Below are 17,816 nucleotides of genomic sequence, written 5' to 3' on the forward strand. Positions count from 1 at the left end.
TGTTAGTACATTTCTTTAATATATACGTTTCTTTCAAAAAAAGGTTTCATAAAAAATATAAAAACAGTGGGAAACCACTGTTTTTATGATATTCAAATAACGCTAACTTCATACATATACTCTTTATTTATAGTTAAGAGACAATTTATTTATTCTGTTCAACTTGCAATCTTGTCGCTTCTTGTCGAAGAATTAATAGCGCCATTTGGTAATCTTTAATATCAAGAACATTCGCTTTATATAATTCACGAATTTCATCTTCCATTAAAGCTAAATCACCGAAACGATCCAAAGTATATATATATGTTCCATACGTTTTCAATAAATCGTAAATATCCATCATCTTATCCATTTATTAAATACTCCCCTCTTTGCGCCAAGCAATCGATACGCTTCGTCGGTGTGAGTAGGACGTCCACCGGACAATCATGCGCTTCTGTAGGCACTTCTTCGCGTAATTGCTCATCAAAAATAAGTGATAGAAGCTTACCGCTATATTTTAATATATAGCGATCATAATATCCACCGCCATATCCTATTCGGTAACCACGTTTGTCAAAAACAACTCCTGGAACGAGCATCACATCTATCTCACTTGCGTCAACAAATTCACAACTATTAATAATTGGCTCACGCAAATGCATATAGACCGTTTCTAGCTGCGCAAAAGAGTCAATTGCATAAAACGCCATTTGACGTGTCTTAGGATCACACTTCGGTACTGCAACTGTTTTTCCAAGTTGCCATAATGCTTCAATTAAATGAACCGTATCTACTTCTGGTTGGTTGGAAATCGTCAGTCCAATGATTTTCGCTTCTTTAATAGAAGTTTCTTGCAACACTTTTTTTGCCACTGCAAAAGATTGGTCACGGTATATAGTAGCTGTCATGTTAGCGAGTGACTCTCGCACCTCGTTACGAAGATTTGTTTTTTGCATACGACGTGCCTCCATTTAGAAAGTAAAAAGCCAAAACCACACGTGGTTTTGGCTAAATGAGCGATTACTTTGTTTCACGGTGAGTAGTGTATTTCTTCTCACGAGAGCAATATTTTTTCAGTTCAAGACGCTCTGGATTGTTACGCTTGTTCTTTTTAGAAATGTAGTTACGTTCGCCGCAATCTGTGCAAGCTAAAGTAATGTTTACGCGCATCATTAACCCTCCCACTCTATATCAAGAATAAAAATTTGAGCATGATTTATACGACTTAACCATTATAACATAAATCGAAAAAAAAGCTACCTACATTTCATATTAAGTTTGCATGTGTTAAAATTACGGGTAATTACATATTCTAATGAGGTGAATAAAATGGATTTATCCATCATACTTATGATCTTAGGTATCATTCTAATACTCTTTTCATTCTTTATGAAAAGTACAACGAAAAAAATTGAGCAAGATGTCGAAGAGCTATCCATCTCTATTTTCCAAGAAACAAATAATTTAAAGCGTCGTCTAAAGGTAGTTGAAGAGGAGCTATTACTAGAGCCAGAATTTCAAGTAAAATCACCAAAGGTTCAAAATCAAAAAGTTCAACAAGTCATGCAAGCAGTTCAACAAGCTACAGGCCAATCAACTATTAAACCTGTAAAAACGACAAATAACGCCAAACCGATTCACCAAATTATCGTTAGTCAAGTACTTGAGCTAAATAAACAAGGATTATCAATTTCTGATATTAGCTTACGCTCTAACTTAACAGAAGAACAAGTTAGAGAAGTCATTGCTAGTGGAGGGCGTTAACGATGAACAACTCTTCTATTCGAGCATTTGGCATCGCAATTTTCTTAGTAGGTGCGATCCTTGCACTGGCAGACAGATTCGAACTCAACATCGGCTTATCAACAGTGGCGTCATCTTCAGATAAAGAAATTACGCAATTACAAAAAAAGCTAGATGCTGCAAATCAGGAAATTGCTTCATTAAAACTAGAAAAGTCTGTACCAGAGTCAGCACCTGCTGATAAAGCACCAATTGACGAAAAAGCTGACGTTCAAGAACAAACAAAAGAAACGGCTAAATCGGCAGATACTAAAACTATGACACTTCAAATTTATAGTGGTGTCACGCCTTATATCGTAGCTCAAAAACTTGAAGACGGTGGCATTATTTCAAATAGTGTGGAGATGGAACTATTGCTTGCCAACGCTAAATACTCACGTAGTCTTCAAATTGGCGCATATGAAGTAAATTCTTCCATGTCTAATGAAGAAATTGCAAAGCTTATTACAGGAAAAAAATAATATAATTAATCCCCTAACTTTTCACAGTTAGGGGATTTTGTTTAGGCAGTTTGAAATTGTTCAATAAACGCTAACACCATTTGACTACCCTCTTTTGTACCGATAGATTCAGGATGAAATTGAAGACCAACTACTGGATAGTGTTTATGTTGAATTGCCATTATTTCACCGTCATCACTTGAAGTAGCTGTTACGATAAAATCTTCATGTAATGTGCTCGGTTCAATAATGAGCGAATGATAGCGCATTACTTCTACTTCATTTTCAAATCGCGCAAACAGACCTATACGTTCATAATTTAATTTTGAAAGTTTACCGTGCATTATATTTCTTGCCTGAATAATATTGCCGCCAAATGCTTGCCCAATCGACTGATGACCAAGGCAAATGCCCAAAATCGGAAACTTTGTATAAAGTTCTTTCACAACCTCTACTGTGATACCCGCTTCATCTGGATTTCCCGGCCCTGGTGATAAAATAACTGCCTCTGGCTGCAATGCCTCAATCTCTGCAATCGTCAATTCATCGTTACGTACGACTTTTACATCCTTACCAAGCATACACACTTGCTGATATAAGTTATATGTGAATGAATCATAATTATCAATTAATAAAATCATTATTTTACCTCCAGTAGCGCACGGGCTTTATTTAATGTTTCCTCGTATTCAGATACTGGTACAGAATCATACACAACACCTGCACCTGCCTGGACATGAGCACGACCATCTTTGACGATCATTGTACGAATAGCAAGTGCTAAATCCATATCACCTGTAGAAGAAATATAACCAACCGCTCCCGCATAAACACCACGTTTCACAGGTTCCATCTCATTGATAAGCTGCATGGCACGAATTTTCGGAGCACCAGAAACAGTACCAGCTGGTAAACATGCACTAAGTACATCTAACACATGCACATTATCGCGCAAATCCCCAGTAACTTCCGATACGATATGCATGACATGCTTATAACGTTCGATATTCATATATTTTAATAGCTTTACCGTACCTACCTTAGAAATACGACCAATATCATTGCGACCAAGATCTACAAGCATACGATGCTCTGCAATTTCCTTTTCATCATTAAGCAGGTCTTCTGCGATTGTTCTATCTAGCTCTGGTGTCTTCCCACGTGGCTTCGTACCAGCAATCGGATTAGTCGTCACTTGGCGGTCTTTTACCTTCACTAAACTTTCCGGCGATGTCCCTAAAATCGTATATGCTCCGTAATCCATATAAAACATATAAGGTGATGGATTCGACGTTCTTAGTTGACGGTACAAGGCAAATGGATTACCCGAAAATGGTGATGAAAATCTTTGTGATAAGACAATTTGAAAAATATCTCCTTTCACAATATGCGCTTTCGCACGTTCTACCATCGCTACAAATTCCTCTTTTGGAATCATCGGACGAAAATCTAATTCTCCCAAATACATTGTCCCAAAAGTTGTACCTGCATGTAACTGCGTCTCCATATCAGCAATTACAGCATCCATTTCTTCAAGGGAACGTCCTTCACTAAATAAATCAATCGCAGCTAACGTAATTTCCTGCATTAAATGATCGAATACGATAAACGTATCATAGAAAAACACATGAACATCTGGCATTACTAAATCATCTTGCAAATATTCTCCGATTTTCTCTGCATAAAACGCTGTTTCGTATCCAAAGAAGCCAATTGCTCCACCGAAGAAAGCAAATGGATAATCCACCTCGTGAAATGGCATCACTTGCTTTAACTTTGCGAGCACATCGCCATTCGATTTCTCCACATCGTCATCTTTAGTGAATGTATAGCCATCCTTATCCCCGACTAGTTCTGCAATCGGATTCACAGCGATAAATGAATAACGCCCACTTTCCTCATGCTTCGCAGATGATTCAAATAGCATTTTATGTTTTCCTACAAGTGATTGATAGACTGAAATTGGCGTCATCATATCCCCTTGCAATGCCTTCATGGCAAATTTTCTAAGCTCAACTGTCATACTCTTTCTCTCCTTCACTCTGCTCTGCTACACTAAAAAATACATTTCAATAACACCTCGGCGTAATTGTACCTACCAATACGCTTTCGGTATAAAAAATATGCCGTTGACGCTTCGTCATCACTTTGCTTTCGCGCAGATAAACAATGCGCCCAGATTTTGAATCGGGCTTGACGCAGGTCAGTTAACCGTTGTCGCATGGACGCGACGGACTTAGGTTATCATCCCTTTTAGTTCCATTCAAAATCTGTGACATCCGCCGGAGGCTTTGGGCCAATAGGATTTTGGATACTCAGGCGTCGCTGTAGGACGCGGCGTTCTTAGCCTGAGTTCCACTATACAGTTGGCATTTGTACACCTACTGAATGAATACAAAAAGGCCTTTCCATCACAAAAGGACGGAAAAGCCGTGGTGCCACCTTCATTGGTCTATAAAAGACCCACTCAACTGTGCCCTATAACGTGGGCTTACCGCTAACCCCTACTCTTTAATTACCTAACGCCGTTATCGTAATTATTATTAGGTTCAAGGTTAGAGCTCCGAAGTCCATTCACTACTTGCTTTGTACTAGCTTCCACCAACCGCTAGTTCTCTATAACAAAACCAAATAGCTACTACTCTTCATCAACGCTGATTATTACTTTCTATTGTAAAAGAAAAAGTCTCACAATTCAAATTATTTTTCTTTACGTAACAAATAGTCTCCTAGTTGCTCATCAAAAACAATATACCGTTCTTCAAAAATTTGACGAATTGCAAATAATATATCTTGTCTTACGCTAAGCGTATCACCTGTGTCATTCGTTGCCACAAAAAATCGGATAAGGACACGATAAGAGGTTGGATGAATTTCATCTATAAATACATGAATAATATCTTTTTCAGTTTGTGCATGCAAATAAATTTGTTCATGTATTTCACTTAATGCACTACGTAAATTTGCTTCTTCATTGTCTGCTGACACAAACAGATACTGCTCGCATTTACGTTTTTCACGCTTACTCAGATTATACAGCGGACGATTGACTAAATATGAGTTAGGCACGTAAACTAGCCCCTTGTCACCGGTTTGAATAAGTGTACTGCGAAGATTAATATCTTCAACCGTCCCTTCGATTTTTTGATCTTCAGTTGCTACCCAATCACCAATTTGAAACGGTTTATCTAGTGCAACAGACATCCCACCAAAGACATGTGCCAACGTATCACGTATACCAAATGCAATCGCTACACCCGTTAAACCAATCCCGGTTAAAAAGCCATTTAAGTTAAATTTCCAAAGAGATGCAATGGTAAACATCGCCAACATCATCACAATTACTTTCCCTATTCGTAAGAAAAATGGCATGAGAACATTCTGCTCTTCATCGATACTTAGTAACACGGGTTGCTTAGTATAGTAATGCAATACATCGTACACACCTTTAAAAGCAAAAAACACCATTAATGATAATACGAAACTCTCCGTCGATTTATGCGTAAAGAAGTTCTGTTTGAATAATAGTGTCAAACTAATAACAACCACAACGGTCATAAACTCATAACGAATTGCTTTACTAAACTGCGCAAGTACAATCGCATAAAATTGTTGTGAACGCTGCTTTAAAAACTCTACACAACGTGAAATAATTCTTTTTAATAGATAATGCTGAAACAACCAACCAATAAGACAAATCCCAATAACAACCAGGACCTCCATCCATGTCGGCGTCTGAATATTCGGTAGTAACCATTCCCATTTCGAAAAATCCATTACAAACTCCTTCATTATGTAACTTCGTCAAATACTTGCCCATTCATTTACGAAAAGGGCAAGAAATTCCTAAAGCACTGTATCTTCCACAAAATATACTTTATTAGCAAACTGAAAATAGTGCTCATTAAACTTTTTCTCACACATCGCAATGACTGAAATCTCTGCATGGTATTGATCCATCATTTCTTGGATCAATGTGTTTACACTTGGCTCTGCTACACAGTGGCCATCAGTCGGTTCACCGCTTGTAAAAATAATGATTTCTGCATTTGAACACGACGAATGTTCTTGTAATAGTCCTTTGGCAAACTGTAAAACAGGTATAATCGTTGCTTCACCTTCACCGTCCCCCTCACACTCAATAAAATTTGTAAAATCGGATAAATTCATATGTCCATTTTCAAAATAATAATGCGCCAGAAGGTGAGTATTATACGGAACAATATATAAATCACGCTGCTCACGATGGGCAGTAACGAATAACGGCAAAATCATACTTTTACAAGCTTCAGAATACATCACCATTCCTTCAGACTGCTCTAAGCAAATAATTATTGGCCCTGGCACTGCATTATATTTAGCAAATGGAACATGAAAAACATTGCCCTCTTTTTGTGTTTGATGCTTGAGTTCATTTATCTTCGCACCATACCATTTACGCTCATAATAATTTCGTTGCTCTTCGCCATTCGCTAAACGCTCTCCCAGTTCAATCGCTGGTACATTTTCTTCAATTTCATGAATAATTTCAAATAATGCGACTGCCGATACCGCCATATTCTGTAACGATTCACTTTTTAAAAAATAGTCAATGAACAAACATTGTTCTTCTTCACCTAACTCGTCCACATGTAAGTTATTAAATAAAAAAAGAAGGAGTTCACGATGCTCCGCTGTTAAAGTCCAGTCCAATTTTTCGACATATTTTTCTACAAAATGCTCCACGAAACAGCACCCCCACTATACACTACTTTGAATATTTTCTATAGTATATCCGTTTTTATCTTTTGACAACAAAAAACACATTACAGTATGTAACGCCATTGTGTTGTATAACGTTGCGCACTATGCTTATTTTTCACTTCATAGCTACACCAGGGTATACAGATTTTATAGTAGAAAAAGGCTTACAAGTCTAACTGGTTCTGTTTTGAAGTACAAAAAGCAAAATCGCAGGTTAAAAAGACAATTAATTAGCATACTAAAAGGTACTGCAATTTTTCGCAGTACCTTTTTTGTACAACTTGGTTTGATATTACGTTAGTTAAATAAATTTCGTTCTAGCTATCCATAACTAATTGCTCCCACTCACTTAAGTACATACGTTTTGTAATTTTCTGAGGATTTTCAAGTTTACAAATAAACTCTAAACTATTTCCATCTGGATCATTAAAATGTATTTTGACGTGAGCATAACCATTATGCGCCATTACAAAGGGTTCAAGTGGCTCAAAACCAAATGCTTCTCTTGGTTCATATCCCTTATGTTTAAGCCAACTAACTGAATTTTTTAATCCTTCCAACGAGACTTGAAAAGCTATATGTCTGATTGAAGGATGGTATTCAATTTCTACTCTATCGGTTTCCCATAATCCCAACCAACTTTTATCTTTTTCAATCCATAAAAAAGCTAATTTATCTTCAACAATGTGGTCAAACTCTAAACCAAGATCTGTATAAAATTCAATAGATTTTTTCAGGTTACTTACTGGCAAATGCGCTTCATATAAACCTATTATCAACGACGACACCCCTTTTGTTATATTATTTTCAATAGTATCAATTTTTCAGAATTTAGGAATCGTTCAAAGGTCTAATCTAATTCCTCAACTATCCTGCACCGTTTGTTGATTATAGTTCCTTGCCATTATAATTAACACGTTAACTAATTCGAACGAAAAAAAGATTATGTATTCGCATCGTTATAGAACTTTCTATAATATAACTTTATTAATGCGATTTGATATACTAATTCGTATGTTAATTATTAAAAAGCCGCTTTATATCAATAAAAAAAGGACATCCACATCATGGGACTGACCCCAAAAGTATAGACAAATAAAAAAGCATCTTCGATTGAATTCGGGTTTAATTACCCAAAATTTAATTAGGAGGTGTTTTTTCTATGGGAACAAGAGTGAGTTATCCATATGAAGTGAAAATGAAGGCCATTGAAATGCGATTAGCTGGTGTGCCAACGAAACAGGTGTTACTCGAATTAAATATACGGAATAAAACGCAAATAGAAACATGGATGCGTTGGTATAAAAATGGTGAAATACATCGATTTGAGCAACCTGTAGGTAAACAATATACCTTTAATAAAGGTCCTGAATATGAGAATGAACAAACAAAATTAGAAGTGGAAAACCGTTATTTAAAACAACAGATTGAGGTTTTAAAAAAGTACGCAGAGTTGGAGAGGAAGTGGTTGGAGAAGTAGCTGTACAGTTAGTAGAGACACTAAAAGAAATAATGAGTGTTAAGGATGTATGTACACACTTAGGGATTGCACGATCTACCTACTATCGTTGGAAGCAGGCATCTACTGATGCAGGGTCTCGTCAGGCAATTGAGCGACGTATTGGTGAACTTTGCCGTGCACATAAATTTCGATATGGTTACCGGAAAATTACTGCACTCTTACGTCAAGATATCTGCGTGAATCATAAAGTCGTACAACGCATCATGCAAAAATATGGTTGGCAATGTCAAGTGAAAGTGAAAAAACGTAAACAAACTGGACAACCCTACTATATCGCAACTAATTTACTGAATCGTAATTTTGAGGCAACTGCACCTTTACAAAAGCTCGTTACTGATATTACTTACTTGCCATTTGGTCAGAAACAATTGTATCTTTCAAGTATTCAAGATTTATATAATGGCGAAATTATTGCCTATTCGATTGGTGATTGCCAAGATACTGATTTCGTGTTGAATACTTTATTCCAACTAAATAATTTGCCCGAAGGGTGTACGCTGCATAGTGACCAAGGTTCAGTGTATACATCTTACCGCTATCAACAAGCAGTTAAAGGAAAAGGCATTACCATGAGCATGTCCCGTAAAGGTACGCCCGCTGATAATGCCCCTATCGAATCGTTTCATTCTACGTTAAAGTCTGAAACGTTCTACTTAGACAATTTGAGGAGTACTACGACGGCAATCGTAGAACAAACTGTCAAAGACTATATAAATTATTATAACGATATCCGAATACAAGCGAAACTAAACAACCAGTCGCCGGTACAATACCGACAACTTGTTGGATAAATGCTTTTTTGATCTCTGTCTTATATACGGGGGTCAGTTCCCATTTCGATTTGATACCCTTTTTATAGTATTTTTTTAAAATTTTGTTCTCGAAAACAGAACCCGCAATTACAAGTCTCCCTTTTTCAATTTTTCTTTAAGCTTTGAAATGTTTTACCTATATTTAACTTTCGTTGTGAATATGCACTCGTTAGCTAAGCAAAGAAAGTTTTCTAACTAAATTAGAACTCTATTCCATTCCTGCTCGTCCTCCGTGAATGGCGAAGGTATCATATCCTCAAGTTGTTGAAGATCTAATTCTTCGACATCAACATCAGCGAGCTTATGCATCATGTCCTCACCAAGAAATTCAAAAGTCGCCTCTAAATACCTGCTAATCATTTCTTGTACCTCTGGTTCCTTTACAGGTTTACCATACAATATTTTCACTTCATTAGCCAACTGAATATTAGTTTGATCTAAGGTAAGTTTCTCTTCTTCCGTTTTCTTTGATAAATCTTCTATTATATCTGTTAGGTTATGCCGCTCCATCCATTCTTTTTGTATTTTTTCCGCTTGCATACCATGGATGAGGTTGAATAATATATTGCCATCCACTTCCCCTTCTTCTTCCAGTAATTTAATGACTCTCTGAATAGCAAACACGGACTGTTCGATTATTTCTTTCTCCTTTTCCAATGCTTGCAAATGAAGCGTTAACGTTTCATTTAAGTCAATGCTAAATCTAGATTCATGTAACAAATTAGCGATTTTATCTAGACTGTACCCAAGAAACTTTAGACTAATGATTTTCTGTAAAGTTGAAATATCTCGGTGATTGTAAATACGGTGGCCCGATGTTAAGTTCTTTTCCGGTTGTAAAAGACCAATTTCATCATAGTAATGTAAAGTGCGAATGGATACCCCTGTCTTTGCTGAAAACTCCCCAATGGAATACTTGATATTCTCTTTCATATACATACCTCCCTAGAATATATTTTCATTATAATTCCTAACGTAACTGGAGGTTCAAGCGGGAATTTGGAACAAGAATATTTATTTAATTACTCAACACAAAAAAAAGAGAACGGCTTCTAATCTGCCCTTCTCTTATCTCTTAGTTATTCAATTCATAGTGTTTACCTTTAATCAGGTAAAATAAATGTTCAGCAATATTCGTAGCATGATCCGCCGAGCGCTCTAAATACCGGCAAATAAAAGTCAAATGTGTAATTTGATGAATATGTGACGGATTTTCTGCACCTGCTCGAATTAGTAAGGTAACCGTTGCCCCATACAAATCATCTACATAATCATCTAGTTCAGCAATTTCCTTTGCTCTTACTGTATCTTCTTGTGTAAATGCTGTCAGTATGTTCTCCAGCATTTCAACTGTCTTATTGCACATTGTTTGCAAATTGTTCATTGGGAAAACAATTGGGTCTTTGCCAATGCGAATCGTCTCTTTGGCAATATTCACGGCATAATCTCCGACTCTTTCCATATCCGATGCCGCTTTTACAAGCACCATGAGACGACGCAAATCTGTCGCCACTGGCTGTTGTTTCGCAATAATTAAAATTACTCGATCATTAATCTCTTCTTCTAAACGATTGATGATCAAATCATCTTCTAAAATTTTCAAAGATTTCTCTAAATCTTGTTCTAGTAGTGCAGTAAATGCAGTTTTCAATGCATGAATACTACTAGTAGCAATCTCTACAAATTGCTTTTGCACCTCTTGCATTTCTTGTTCAAAACGTTCACGTACAATCATCTATTCTTCCTCCTTAGCCGAAGCGTCCCGAAATGTAATCTTCGGTACGTTGATCTGCCGGCGTTTGGAAGATGACGTCCGTTTTATCGTATTCAATCACTTCGCCGCTTAAGAAAAAGGCTGTGCGATCTGAAATACGTGCTGCTTGTTGCATATTATGAGTCACAATGACAATCGAATAGTCTTGTTTTAATTCCTGTACAAGTTCTTCTACTTTTAACGTCGAAATCGGATCAAGTGCAGATGTTGGTTCATCCATTAAAATAACATCTGGTTCTACAGCTAGACAACGTGCGATACAAATACGTTGTTGCTGACCACCAGAAAGACCATATGCATTTTGGTTTAAGCGATCTTTCACTTCATCCCAAATGGCTGCACCACGTAATGACTTTTCAACAATTTCATCCAATATTTTTTTGTTTTTAATGCCATGAATACGAGGTCCGTAGGCAATGTTATCATAAATCGATTTTGGAAATGGATTTGGTTTTTGAAATACCATCCCTACTCTTGTACGCAGCTCCTCAACAGTATAACCTTTATCTAAAATATTGCGCTCACGATATAAAATCTCACCCGATGTACGTACAATCGGCACAAGTTCTACCATACGATTTAGCGTTTTTAAATACGTAGACTTCCCGCAACCTGAAGGGCCAATAATTGCTGTTACTTCATTTTCATAAATACTTAAATTAACATCCTTCAAACCGTGGTGATCGCCGTACCATAAATTTAAATTTTTCGTATCATACACAATATTACGTGCCACTTCCATTTCTGGCTTTGCACCCGTATGAATCTTTTTGACAAATGTTTTTTCTTCTTGAACCTTCAGTACCATTTGGTCACCTCATCAATAACGTTTTTGGAATTTATTTCGAATAAAGATAGCAATTGAGTTCATCAGTAATAGCACCGCCATGAGTACTAAAATACCAGCCGCAGCTACGTATTGGAATGCTTCTTGTGGACGTTTTGCCCAGTCATAAATTTGCATTGGTAGCGCCGTAAACTGACTCAGTAAGCCGTCTGGTAAAAATTGAAGAATAACTGGAATTCCTAGCACAACAAGTGGAGCTGTTTCACCAATTGCCCGGGATAAAGCCAAAATACTTCCTGTTAAAATCCCAGGAATAGCAGCTGGTAACACAACACGTAGAATCGTTTGCCATTTTGTTGCGCCCATCCCGTACGAAGCTTCGCGCTGTTCACTTGGCACTGCTCGAATAGCTTCCTGTGCGGCTACAATAATTACCGGCAAAATAAGCAAACTCATCGTAAAACCTGCAGCTAAAATACTTTTCCCAAGTTCCATCATACGAACAAAAATCGTTAACCCAAGTAGACCGAATACAATGGAAGGTACACCTGCCAAGTTTGAAATATTCATTCGGATAAAATCATTGATTTTATTTTTCTTTGCGTACTCCTCTAAATAAATCGCAGTCCCTACACCAAGGATAATAGAAACTGGCGCCACAACACCCATTAGCCAGAGCGAACCAATTAGCGCCGCCTTAATGCCGGCTTTATCTGCGAAGCGAGAAGCAAAATTTGTTAAGAAGTCTATATTTAAATAGCCAACACCTTGCGTCACAATACGGTATAGCAAAATGGCAAGTGTCACAAGTGCAAAAGTCGTTGCTAGGAAAAATAATACTTTCCAAACTTTATTGAATGTAATTCGTTTAGTCATCCGCTTCATGACAGCAGTTTCATCGATATAGCGCATGCTAGTATACCTCCCGGAAGCGTTTCGAAATATAGTGAGCGAGTAAATTCATCACTAATGTGAAAATGAATAATGTGAATCCTACTGAATAGATCGAGTAATAGATTGTTGTGCCATATCCTGCGTCACCCGTTGATACTTGTACGATATATGCAGTCATTGTTTGAATTGAATCCGTCACATTTAGATCAAACTTCGGTGTTGATCCCCCTGCTAGAGAAACAATCATCGTTTCTCCTATTGCCCGGGAAATAGCTAGGACAACTGAAGCAATAATACCAGACAACGCAGCAGGTAAAACGACTTTTATCGCAACTTCAAATTTCGTTGCCCCAAGTGCTAAAGCGCCTTCACGCATGCTATTCGGCACACTTGACATCGCATCTTCAGATAATGACGTGATCATCGGTAAAATCATAACCCCTACAACAATCCCTGGACTCAGTGCATTGAAGATTTTAAGACCTGGAATTAATTCTTGTAAAATCGGTGTGACAAATGTTAGGGCGAAGAAACCATAAACAATCGTCGGTACGCCGGCTAACACTTCTAATATTGGTTTAATCGTACGTCTTGTTTTCTCACTCGCATACTCACTTAAATAAATTGCCGAGCCTATACCAAACGGAACTGCTACTAAAACAGCAATAAATGTTACCTTCAATGTTCCCGCAATAAGTGGTAAAATCCCAAACAACGGTTCCTTTCCTGAAAACGGTAGCCACTGTGTACCAAATAGGAAATCCGTAATCGAAACACGCTTGAAAAATTCAAACGTTTCAAAAATAAGGGTGAAAACAATGCCAAATGTCGTCAAAATAGAAATGAGCGCTGCAGAAAATAATAGAGCTGGCATTGCTTTTTCCACTATTTTCTTTGTTTTGTGATTGCGTGAATTCGCAATTAATTGCTGCACAGATGATGACTTTTCCTTCTGAGAAACCATGGGAATGCTCCTTCCAAGCAAGTAAGGGAAAGAGTAGTCTCTCCCCCTTCAAGCATAACTACTTATTTTAGACCTTCTAACGTTTTTAAACCTTCAGCATACTTTTCATCTGGTAGACGAACATAGCCTACTGCCTCTGCCATATCTCCAGCATTTTCAAGTGTGAATTTCATGAAATCATATGACGCTTCGTTATTTTTAATAGCGTCATTTTTCACATATGTGAATAGCGGACGTGAAAGTGGTGAATAGTCTCCCGCTTCAATCGTGTCATGCGTTGGTTCTATACCATTAATTTTTACAATATTTAACTTATCTTTATTTTCAAGGTAATACGCGAAACCAAAGAATCCGATTGCGTTTTTATCGCCAGCTACGCCTTGTACTAGCATATTATCATCTTCTGATAATGTCGCAGCGCTTACTAGATCAGCACCATCCAATACGACTTCATCGAAGTAATCGTACGTACCCGAATCAGTACCTGGTGAATAGAAGATAATTTCTTCAGCTGGCCAAGATGGATCTAAATCCGACCATTTTTTCGTTTTACCATCTTCTGTCCAAATTTGTTTTAACTGTTCTACTGTTAAATCTTTAGCCCAGTCATTTTCTGGATTTACGACAACTGATAAACCATCGTAAGCTAGTGCTAGTTCTGTATAAGCAATGCCCGCCTCATCAAGTTTAGCTTTCTCTTCATCTTTTATATAACGAGATGCATTTGAAAAGTCTGTTTCCCCTGCGATGAATTTTTCAAAGCCACCACCAGTTCCTGAAACACCTACCGATACTTTGACATCCGGCTGTGCACCCGCATACTCTTCTACAACCGCTTCAATAATTGGCGCTACTGTAGATGAACCGTCCCCAGCTACAGTCCCTTGTAGTTTTTTGTCTTCGGCTTCTTGTCCTGAACTTGATGGTGAATTCGATTCTGCATTGTTACCACTTTGAGCTGAGTTATCGCCACCGCATGCTCCTAGCATTAATGCTGAACCCATTACCGCTGTCATCGTTAAGTACTTCCACTTTTTCATCTCATTTGCCTCCGTCACTAACTTTTTTTATAGTTGTTTGCCTTACAACCTTTACTATAAAGACTGATTGTTGAAGTCGTATAAACTATTCGTAAAAGAGACGTAAAGGAATGTAATGCTTTGTAAATGATTGTAAATATGCGTTTACAATTGAATTAATTGCTTCCTAGGCTAACGATGCTATAATAAGCAATTGTGTTGGAAAATAAAAAAAGAGGTGTTTGTCATTATCACGAAACATGCACATTCGCAAAACGCTGACTACTTTAAAACATATTTAACACTTGTCATGGATCATCGAGACTTCTCCTTACAGGAAGCTATCGATTTTATGATACAGTCTTATTTCTACCATAATTTAGAACTTTATGGCGTAAAGCCAAAGCAGCAATTCGAACTAGCTATACAGCAACTCTCTGCATAAAAAAAGCGACTTTCTCTGTAATTGAGAAAGTCGCTTTTTATTACTTCATTAATTAGGTAGAAAAACAACTAGGCCACTAGAACGTCAGTGTTTTTTCTTATTTCTGTTCATCTTCACCAATTTTATCTTCTGTTATAGCTGGTAGAATTGGCTGTTCCACATTACTTTCAGAAACGTTTGTCGTTTCATATTTAGCCTTTAGCTCAAAATATTTATCGAGTGAACGTCTAGCAATGTTATTCGCATGAGGTAAAGGTGTAACAAAGTTTGTTGTTGCCCAAGGAATAACAACAGCATAGGCAATTTCAGGATTTTCGTATGGTGCAAAGCCTGCATGTGTTAAGTTTAATACTTCCGTTCTCCACTTCTCTTTTAACGGTCCATAATAAACTACCTCAGCTGTTCCGGTTTTCCCAGCTGCTGTGTACGGCGCATCCCTAAATTGTCTCGCGGCAGATCCTTGTGAACCAATATATACACGACGAAGTCCTTTTTTTACATGATCAATTTCTTCTGTTGGGTTATCAATTCGGTTTAAAATAGTTGGTTCAATCTCTGTTGCCAATGGACCAAGTTGTTTTCCGTCTTTTGATGGTTCACGTACTTCCTTGGCTACACGCGGTTGGATTCGATAGCCACCATTGGCTACCGTCGAAATATATTGCACTAATTGCAATGGTGTATACGTATCGTATTGCCCAATCGCTAAATCGAGTGTTTTACCACCATATGTTGGACCAGTTGGACCCAGCACTCCAGTAACTTCATTTGGTAAATCAATACCTGTTTTAACCCCTAAGCCAAATTGTGCATAATTATTACGCATTGTCGGGAAAGTATTATCCTTTAAACGCAATGGCATATTATAGCTATATGGCGTACCGTTTATGAGCATCGCAATTTGAAACATATAAGAATTGGAAGAACGTTCAAGCGCCATTAAATCATTCATTGAAATATAGCCATTTCTGTTGAAAATCGAACTCTTTGGATTCGTACCGGCTAATTTAATTGGTTGATCTCCTAGAGTAGTATTCATCGAAATAACCCCTTGGTTATAACCCGTTAATACAGTTGCTGCTTTAACCGTAGACCCCGCCTCATAGGCTGTTGTAAATGTGCCATAAGCATAATCTAATATCACATTTTTCCCAGTATCAGGATCCTTCTCAATCTTCTTCCCTACCATCGACAAGATATCTCCAGTATTTGGATCCATCATTACTAAAAATGCACGATCTAATAAGTACGAGCCACCCAATGATTTTAAAGCGAGTAACTCTTCTTCGACAATCTTCTCTGTTTCTGCAAGTAGTTCACTATCAAACGTTAGCACTAAATCCTTACCTGGCTCACCCTCATACGTTGTAATCGTATCGACAACTTGCCCTTTTTTATTGGTAATATTTTTAACGACTGATTTTTGACCTTGCAATAGCTCTTCGTATTGCGCTTCAATATAACTTTCGCCTACTCGGTCATTTCGTGAATAATCACGTGCTAAATAATAATCCAGCTTTTCCCTCGGAATCCCTTTAACAGGCAGTGTTGTACGACCTAAAACTGATAATGATGACAGTTTCACACGCTTCCAATCCGTTGTCGTATTTACACCTGGTAATTCTGTTAAACGTTCAGATACGCGTGCAAATTCGTCATCCGTTACATTTTCACTTTTAATAATCTGCGGTGATAAATTGTAGCCTGATGCCATTTCACGGTAAATGGCTAGCACTTCTAAATCTGCTTCTGTTAGTTGTGCTAACTCTTCGTCTGTAATACGTTCACGGACAAGTTTATCTATCGCTGCGTTCGCTTGACTTTGCGTAAGATCTTCATCAGTTTCAATTTTTTTCTTTTCTTTATCTGTTACCTTTTCATAAGCAGCATCATGATTTTTCAAAATCCAAAAGTCTTGTTTATCACGAAGTGTCACACGATTTGTTGGCTGTTCGATTAATGCAGCTAATTTCACTGCGATTTCTAACATTTCATCTGTTTTAGTCGTTTGCATTTTTGTATACGTAATCGCATTTTCTGGTTGATTGTCAACTAGTATACGTCCATAACGGTCATACATGCGCCCCCTTGGCACACTTGTGTTCACCGGTACTTCCTCTGTACGTTCTAAAATACGCACATAATCTTCGCCTTTTACAATTTGCATATAACCAAGTCTAAAAATTAACATTGAAAATATGATAAATATAGAAAAGAAAAGGACATTCATACGAAATGTTAAATTCGAATGATGCTTCGCCTTGACACTTGCTGCACGACTCTTTCCTGGCGTTTTGCGCATATAGATCCCCCTCCTTTATACATGTTTGCTCAAATACACGATAATAAGTATACCACCCGAAGCCATTACAGAAAAGCACGGTCTTTTACTAGCAAGCATTAGAATCTAATACTCCCAGATATATTCATAGACTACTACTAAAAGGCACAATAAACACCCTTTCAAGATCCGTAATTACCACGGCATACAAAAAGCATGAAGAAGCAATCATTTAATAGACGGACTACATTTAAGATAAGTTTCATAAATTTGCTTGTTTTATCAAAGTATATTTCATAATGTGATATATTGTTCGACATTGTTCTTTAACTAGCTTACTATTTATTTAG

At 37.4% G+C, this 17,816-nt stretch carries 19 protein-coding genes and 1 other annotated feature; of the genes, 4 read left to right on the plus strand and 15 right to left on the minus strand.

Annotated features, from left to right (window positions below):
- Window positions 1-145: 145 nt before the first annotated feature.
- The 3 genes from ACIQZG_RS18190 to rpmG form a co-directional block, all read right to left on the minus strand.
- Window positions 146-352, minus strand: a complete 207-nt coding sequence (locus ACIQZG_RS18190) for a YqgQ family protein (protein ID WP_402756883.1) — start codon at window positions 350-352, stop codon at window positions 146-148.
- Window positions 345-938, minus strand: coding sequence for a 5-formyltetrahydrofolate cyclo-ligase (locus ACIQZG_RS18195; protein WP_402756884.1), 594 nt, complete (start codon window positions 936-938; stop codon window positions 345-347). Before ACIQZG_RS18195 ends, ACIQZG_RS18190 begins: the two co-directional genes overlap by 8 nt.
- A 64-nt stretch (window positions 939-1,002) precedes the next feature.
- The gene (gene rpmG, locus ACIQZG_RS18200) at window positions 1,003-1,152 is read right to left on the minus strand and encodes a 50S ribosomal protein L33 (protein ID WP_053582877.1); all 150 of its coding nucleotides are present in this window, start codon (window positions 1,150-1,152) and stop codon (window positions 1,003-1,005) included.
- Window positions 1,153-1,311: 159 nt separating this feature from the next.
- On the opposite strand from rpmG, the gene ACIQZG_RS18205 reads away from it, so the two are divergent.
- Together ACIQZG_RS18205 and ACIQZG_RS18210 are read left to right on the plus strand one after the other, a co-directional pair.
- Complete coding sequence (locus ACIQZG_RS18205) at window positions 1,312-1,746, plus strand: hypothetical protein (protein ID WP_402756885.1); 435 nt, start codon at window positions 1,312-1,314, stop codon at window positions 1,744-1,746.
- A 2-nt stretch (window positions 1,747-1,748) separates the two neighbouring features.
- Window positions 1,749-2,246 (plus strand): hypothetical protein, encoded by a 498-nt coding sequence (locus ACIQZG_RS18210; protein ID WP_402756886.1) that lies wholly within the window; start codon window positions 1,749-1,751, stop codon window positions 2,244-2,246.
- Window positions 2,247-2,287: 41 nt separating this feature from the next.
- Here the strand turns inward: ACIQZG_RS18210 and ACIQZG_RS18215 are convergent, their stop codons facing one another.
- The 5 genes from ACIQZG_RS18215 to ACIQZG_RS18235 form a co-directional block, all read right to left on the minus strand.
- On the minus strand, window positions 2,288-2,866 hold the full coding sequence (locus ACIQZG_RS18215; protein WP_402756887.1) for an anthranilate synthase component II: 579 nt from the start codon (window positions 2,864-2,866) through the stop codon (window positions 2,288-2,290).
- The gene (gene trpE, locus ACIQZG_RS18220; protein WP_402756888.1) at window positions 2,866-4,248 is read right to left on the minus strand and encodes an anthranilate synthase component I; all 1,383 of its coding nucleotides are present in this window, start codon (window positions 4,246-4,248) and stop codon (window positions 2,866-2,868) included. The genes ACIQZG_RS18215 and trpE overlap by 1 nt, the downstream gene beginning before the upstream one ends.
- A gap of 391 nt (window positions 4,249-4,639) precedes the next feature.
- Window positions 4,640-4,886, minus strand: a binding site (T-box leader).
- Between the two features lie 39 nt (window positions 4,887-4,925).
- Complete coding sequence (locus tag ACIQZG_RS18225) at window positions 4,926-6,002, minus strand: mechanosensitive ion channel family protein (protein WP_402756889.1); 1,077 nt, start codon at window positions 6,000-6,002, stop codon at window positions 4,926-4,928.
- A 69-nt stretch (window positions 6,003-6,071) separates the two neighbouring features.
- Window positions 6,072-6,950: a hypothetical protein gene (locus ACIQZG_RS18230; protein WP_402756890.1), complete on the minus strand. Its 879-nt coding sequence runs from the start codon at window positions 6,948-6,950 to the stop codon at window positions 6,072-6,074.
- A gap of 335 nt (window positions 6,951-7,285) precedes the next feature.
- Window positions 7,286-7,747 carry a VOC family protein gene (locus ACIQZG_RS18235; protein ID WP_402756891.1) on the minus strand — a complete coding sequence of 154 codons (462 nt, stop codon included), beginning with the start codon at window positions 7,745-7,747 and terminating at the stop codon, window positions 7,286-7,288.
- 383 nt (window positions 7,748-8,130) lie between these two features.
- Between ACIQZG_RS18235 and ACIQZG_RS18240 the strand changes: the two genes are divergently transcribed.
- Window positions 8,131-9,281, plus strand: a protein-coding gene (locus ACIQZG_RS18240) for an IS3 family transposase (RefSeq protein ID WP_402756892.1) whose coding sequence is annotated in 2 segments (ribosomal slippage) — window positions 8,131-8,404 and window positions 8,404-9,281 — 1,152 coding nt in all. Because the reading frame shifts where the segments join, the coding sequence is not laid out codon by codon here.
- A gap of 216 nt (window positions 9,282-9,497) precedes the next feature.
- Here ACIQZG_RS18240 and ACIQZG_RS18245 read toward each other — a convergent pair.
- The 6 genes from ACIQZG_RS18245 to ACIQZG_RS18270 all read right to left on the minus strand — a co-directional run bounded on the left by ACIQZG_RS18245 (window position 9,498) and on the right by ACIQZG_RS18270 (window position 14,761).
- On the minus strand, window positions 9,498-10,235 hold the full coding sequence (locus tag ACIQZG_RS18245; protein WP_402756893.1) for a MerR family transcriptional regulator: 738 nt from the start codon (window positions 10,233-10,235) through the stop codon (window positions 9,498-9,500).
- 142 nt (window positions 10,236-10,377) lie between these two features.
- Entirely contained in the window at window positions 10,378-11,037 is a 660-nt protein-coding gene (gene phoU, locus ACIQZG_RS18250; protein ID WP_402756894.1) for a phosphate signaling complex protein PhoU, read from the minus strand.
- A 13-nt stretch (window positions 11,038-11,050) separates the two neighbouring features.
- The gene (pstB, locus tag ACIQZG_RS18255) at window positions 11,051-11,884 is read right to left on the minus strand and encodes a phosphate ABC transporter ATP-binding protein PstB (protein WP_402756895.1); all 834 of its coding nucleotides are present in this window, start codon (window positions 11,882-11,884) and stop codon (window positions 11,051-11,053) included.
- 12 nt (window positions 11,885-11,896) lie between these two features.
- Entirely contained in the window at window positions 11,897-12,775 is an 879-nt protein-coding gene (pstA, locus tag ACIQZG_RS18260) for a phosphate ABC transporter permease PstA (RefSeq protein WP_402756896.1), read from the minus strand.
- Between the two features lies 1 nt (window position 12,776).
- Window positions 12,777-13,721, minus strand: coding sequence for a phosphate ABC transporter permease subunit PstC (gene pstC, locus ACIQZG_RS18265; RefSeq protein WP_402756897.1), 945 nt, complete (start codon window positions 13,719-13,721; stop codon window positions 12,777-12,779).
- A gap of 62 nt (window positions 13,722-13,783) precedes the next feature.
- On the minus strand, window positions 13,784-14,761 hold the full coding sequence (locus ACIQZG_RS18270; RefSeq protein WP_402756898.1) for a PstS family phosphate ABC transporter substrate-binding protein: 978 nt from the start codon (window positions 14,759-14,761) through the stop codon (window positions 13,784-13,786).
- A gap of 217 nt (window positions 14,762-14,978) precedes the next feature.
- Between ACIQZG_RS18270 and ACIQZG_RS18275 the strand changes: the two genes are divergently transcribed.
- Window positions 14,979-15,185 carry a hypothetical protein gene (locus tag ACIQZG_RS18275; RefSeq protein ID WP_402756899.1) on the plus strand — a complete coding sequence of 69 codons (207 nt, stop codon included), beginning with the start codon at window positions 14,979-14,981 and terminating at the stop codon, window positions 15,183-15,185.
- A 97-nt stretch (window positions 15,186-15,282) separates the two neighbouring features.
- Here ACIQZG_RS18275 and ACIQZG_RS18280 read toward each other — a convergent pair whose 3' ends face one another.
- Complete coding sequence (locus ACIQZG_RS18280) at window positions 15,283-17,487, minus strand: peptidoglycan D,D-transpeptidase FtsI family protein (protein WP_402756900.1); 2,205 nt, start codon at window positions 17,485-17,487, stop codon at window positions 15,283-15,285.
- Between the last annotated feature and the right edge of the window lie 329 nt (window positions 17,488-17,816).

Source organism: Lysinibacillus sp. NPDC096418 (assembly GCF_044762775.1).
In the GTDB taxonomy this organism is placed as follows: domain Bacteria; phylum Bacillota; class Bacilli; order Bacillales_A; family Planococcaceae; genus Lysinibacillus.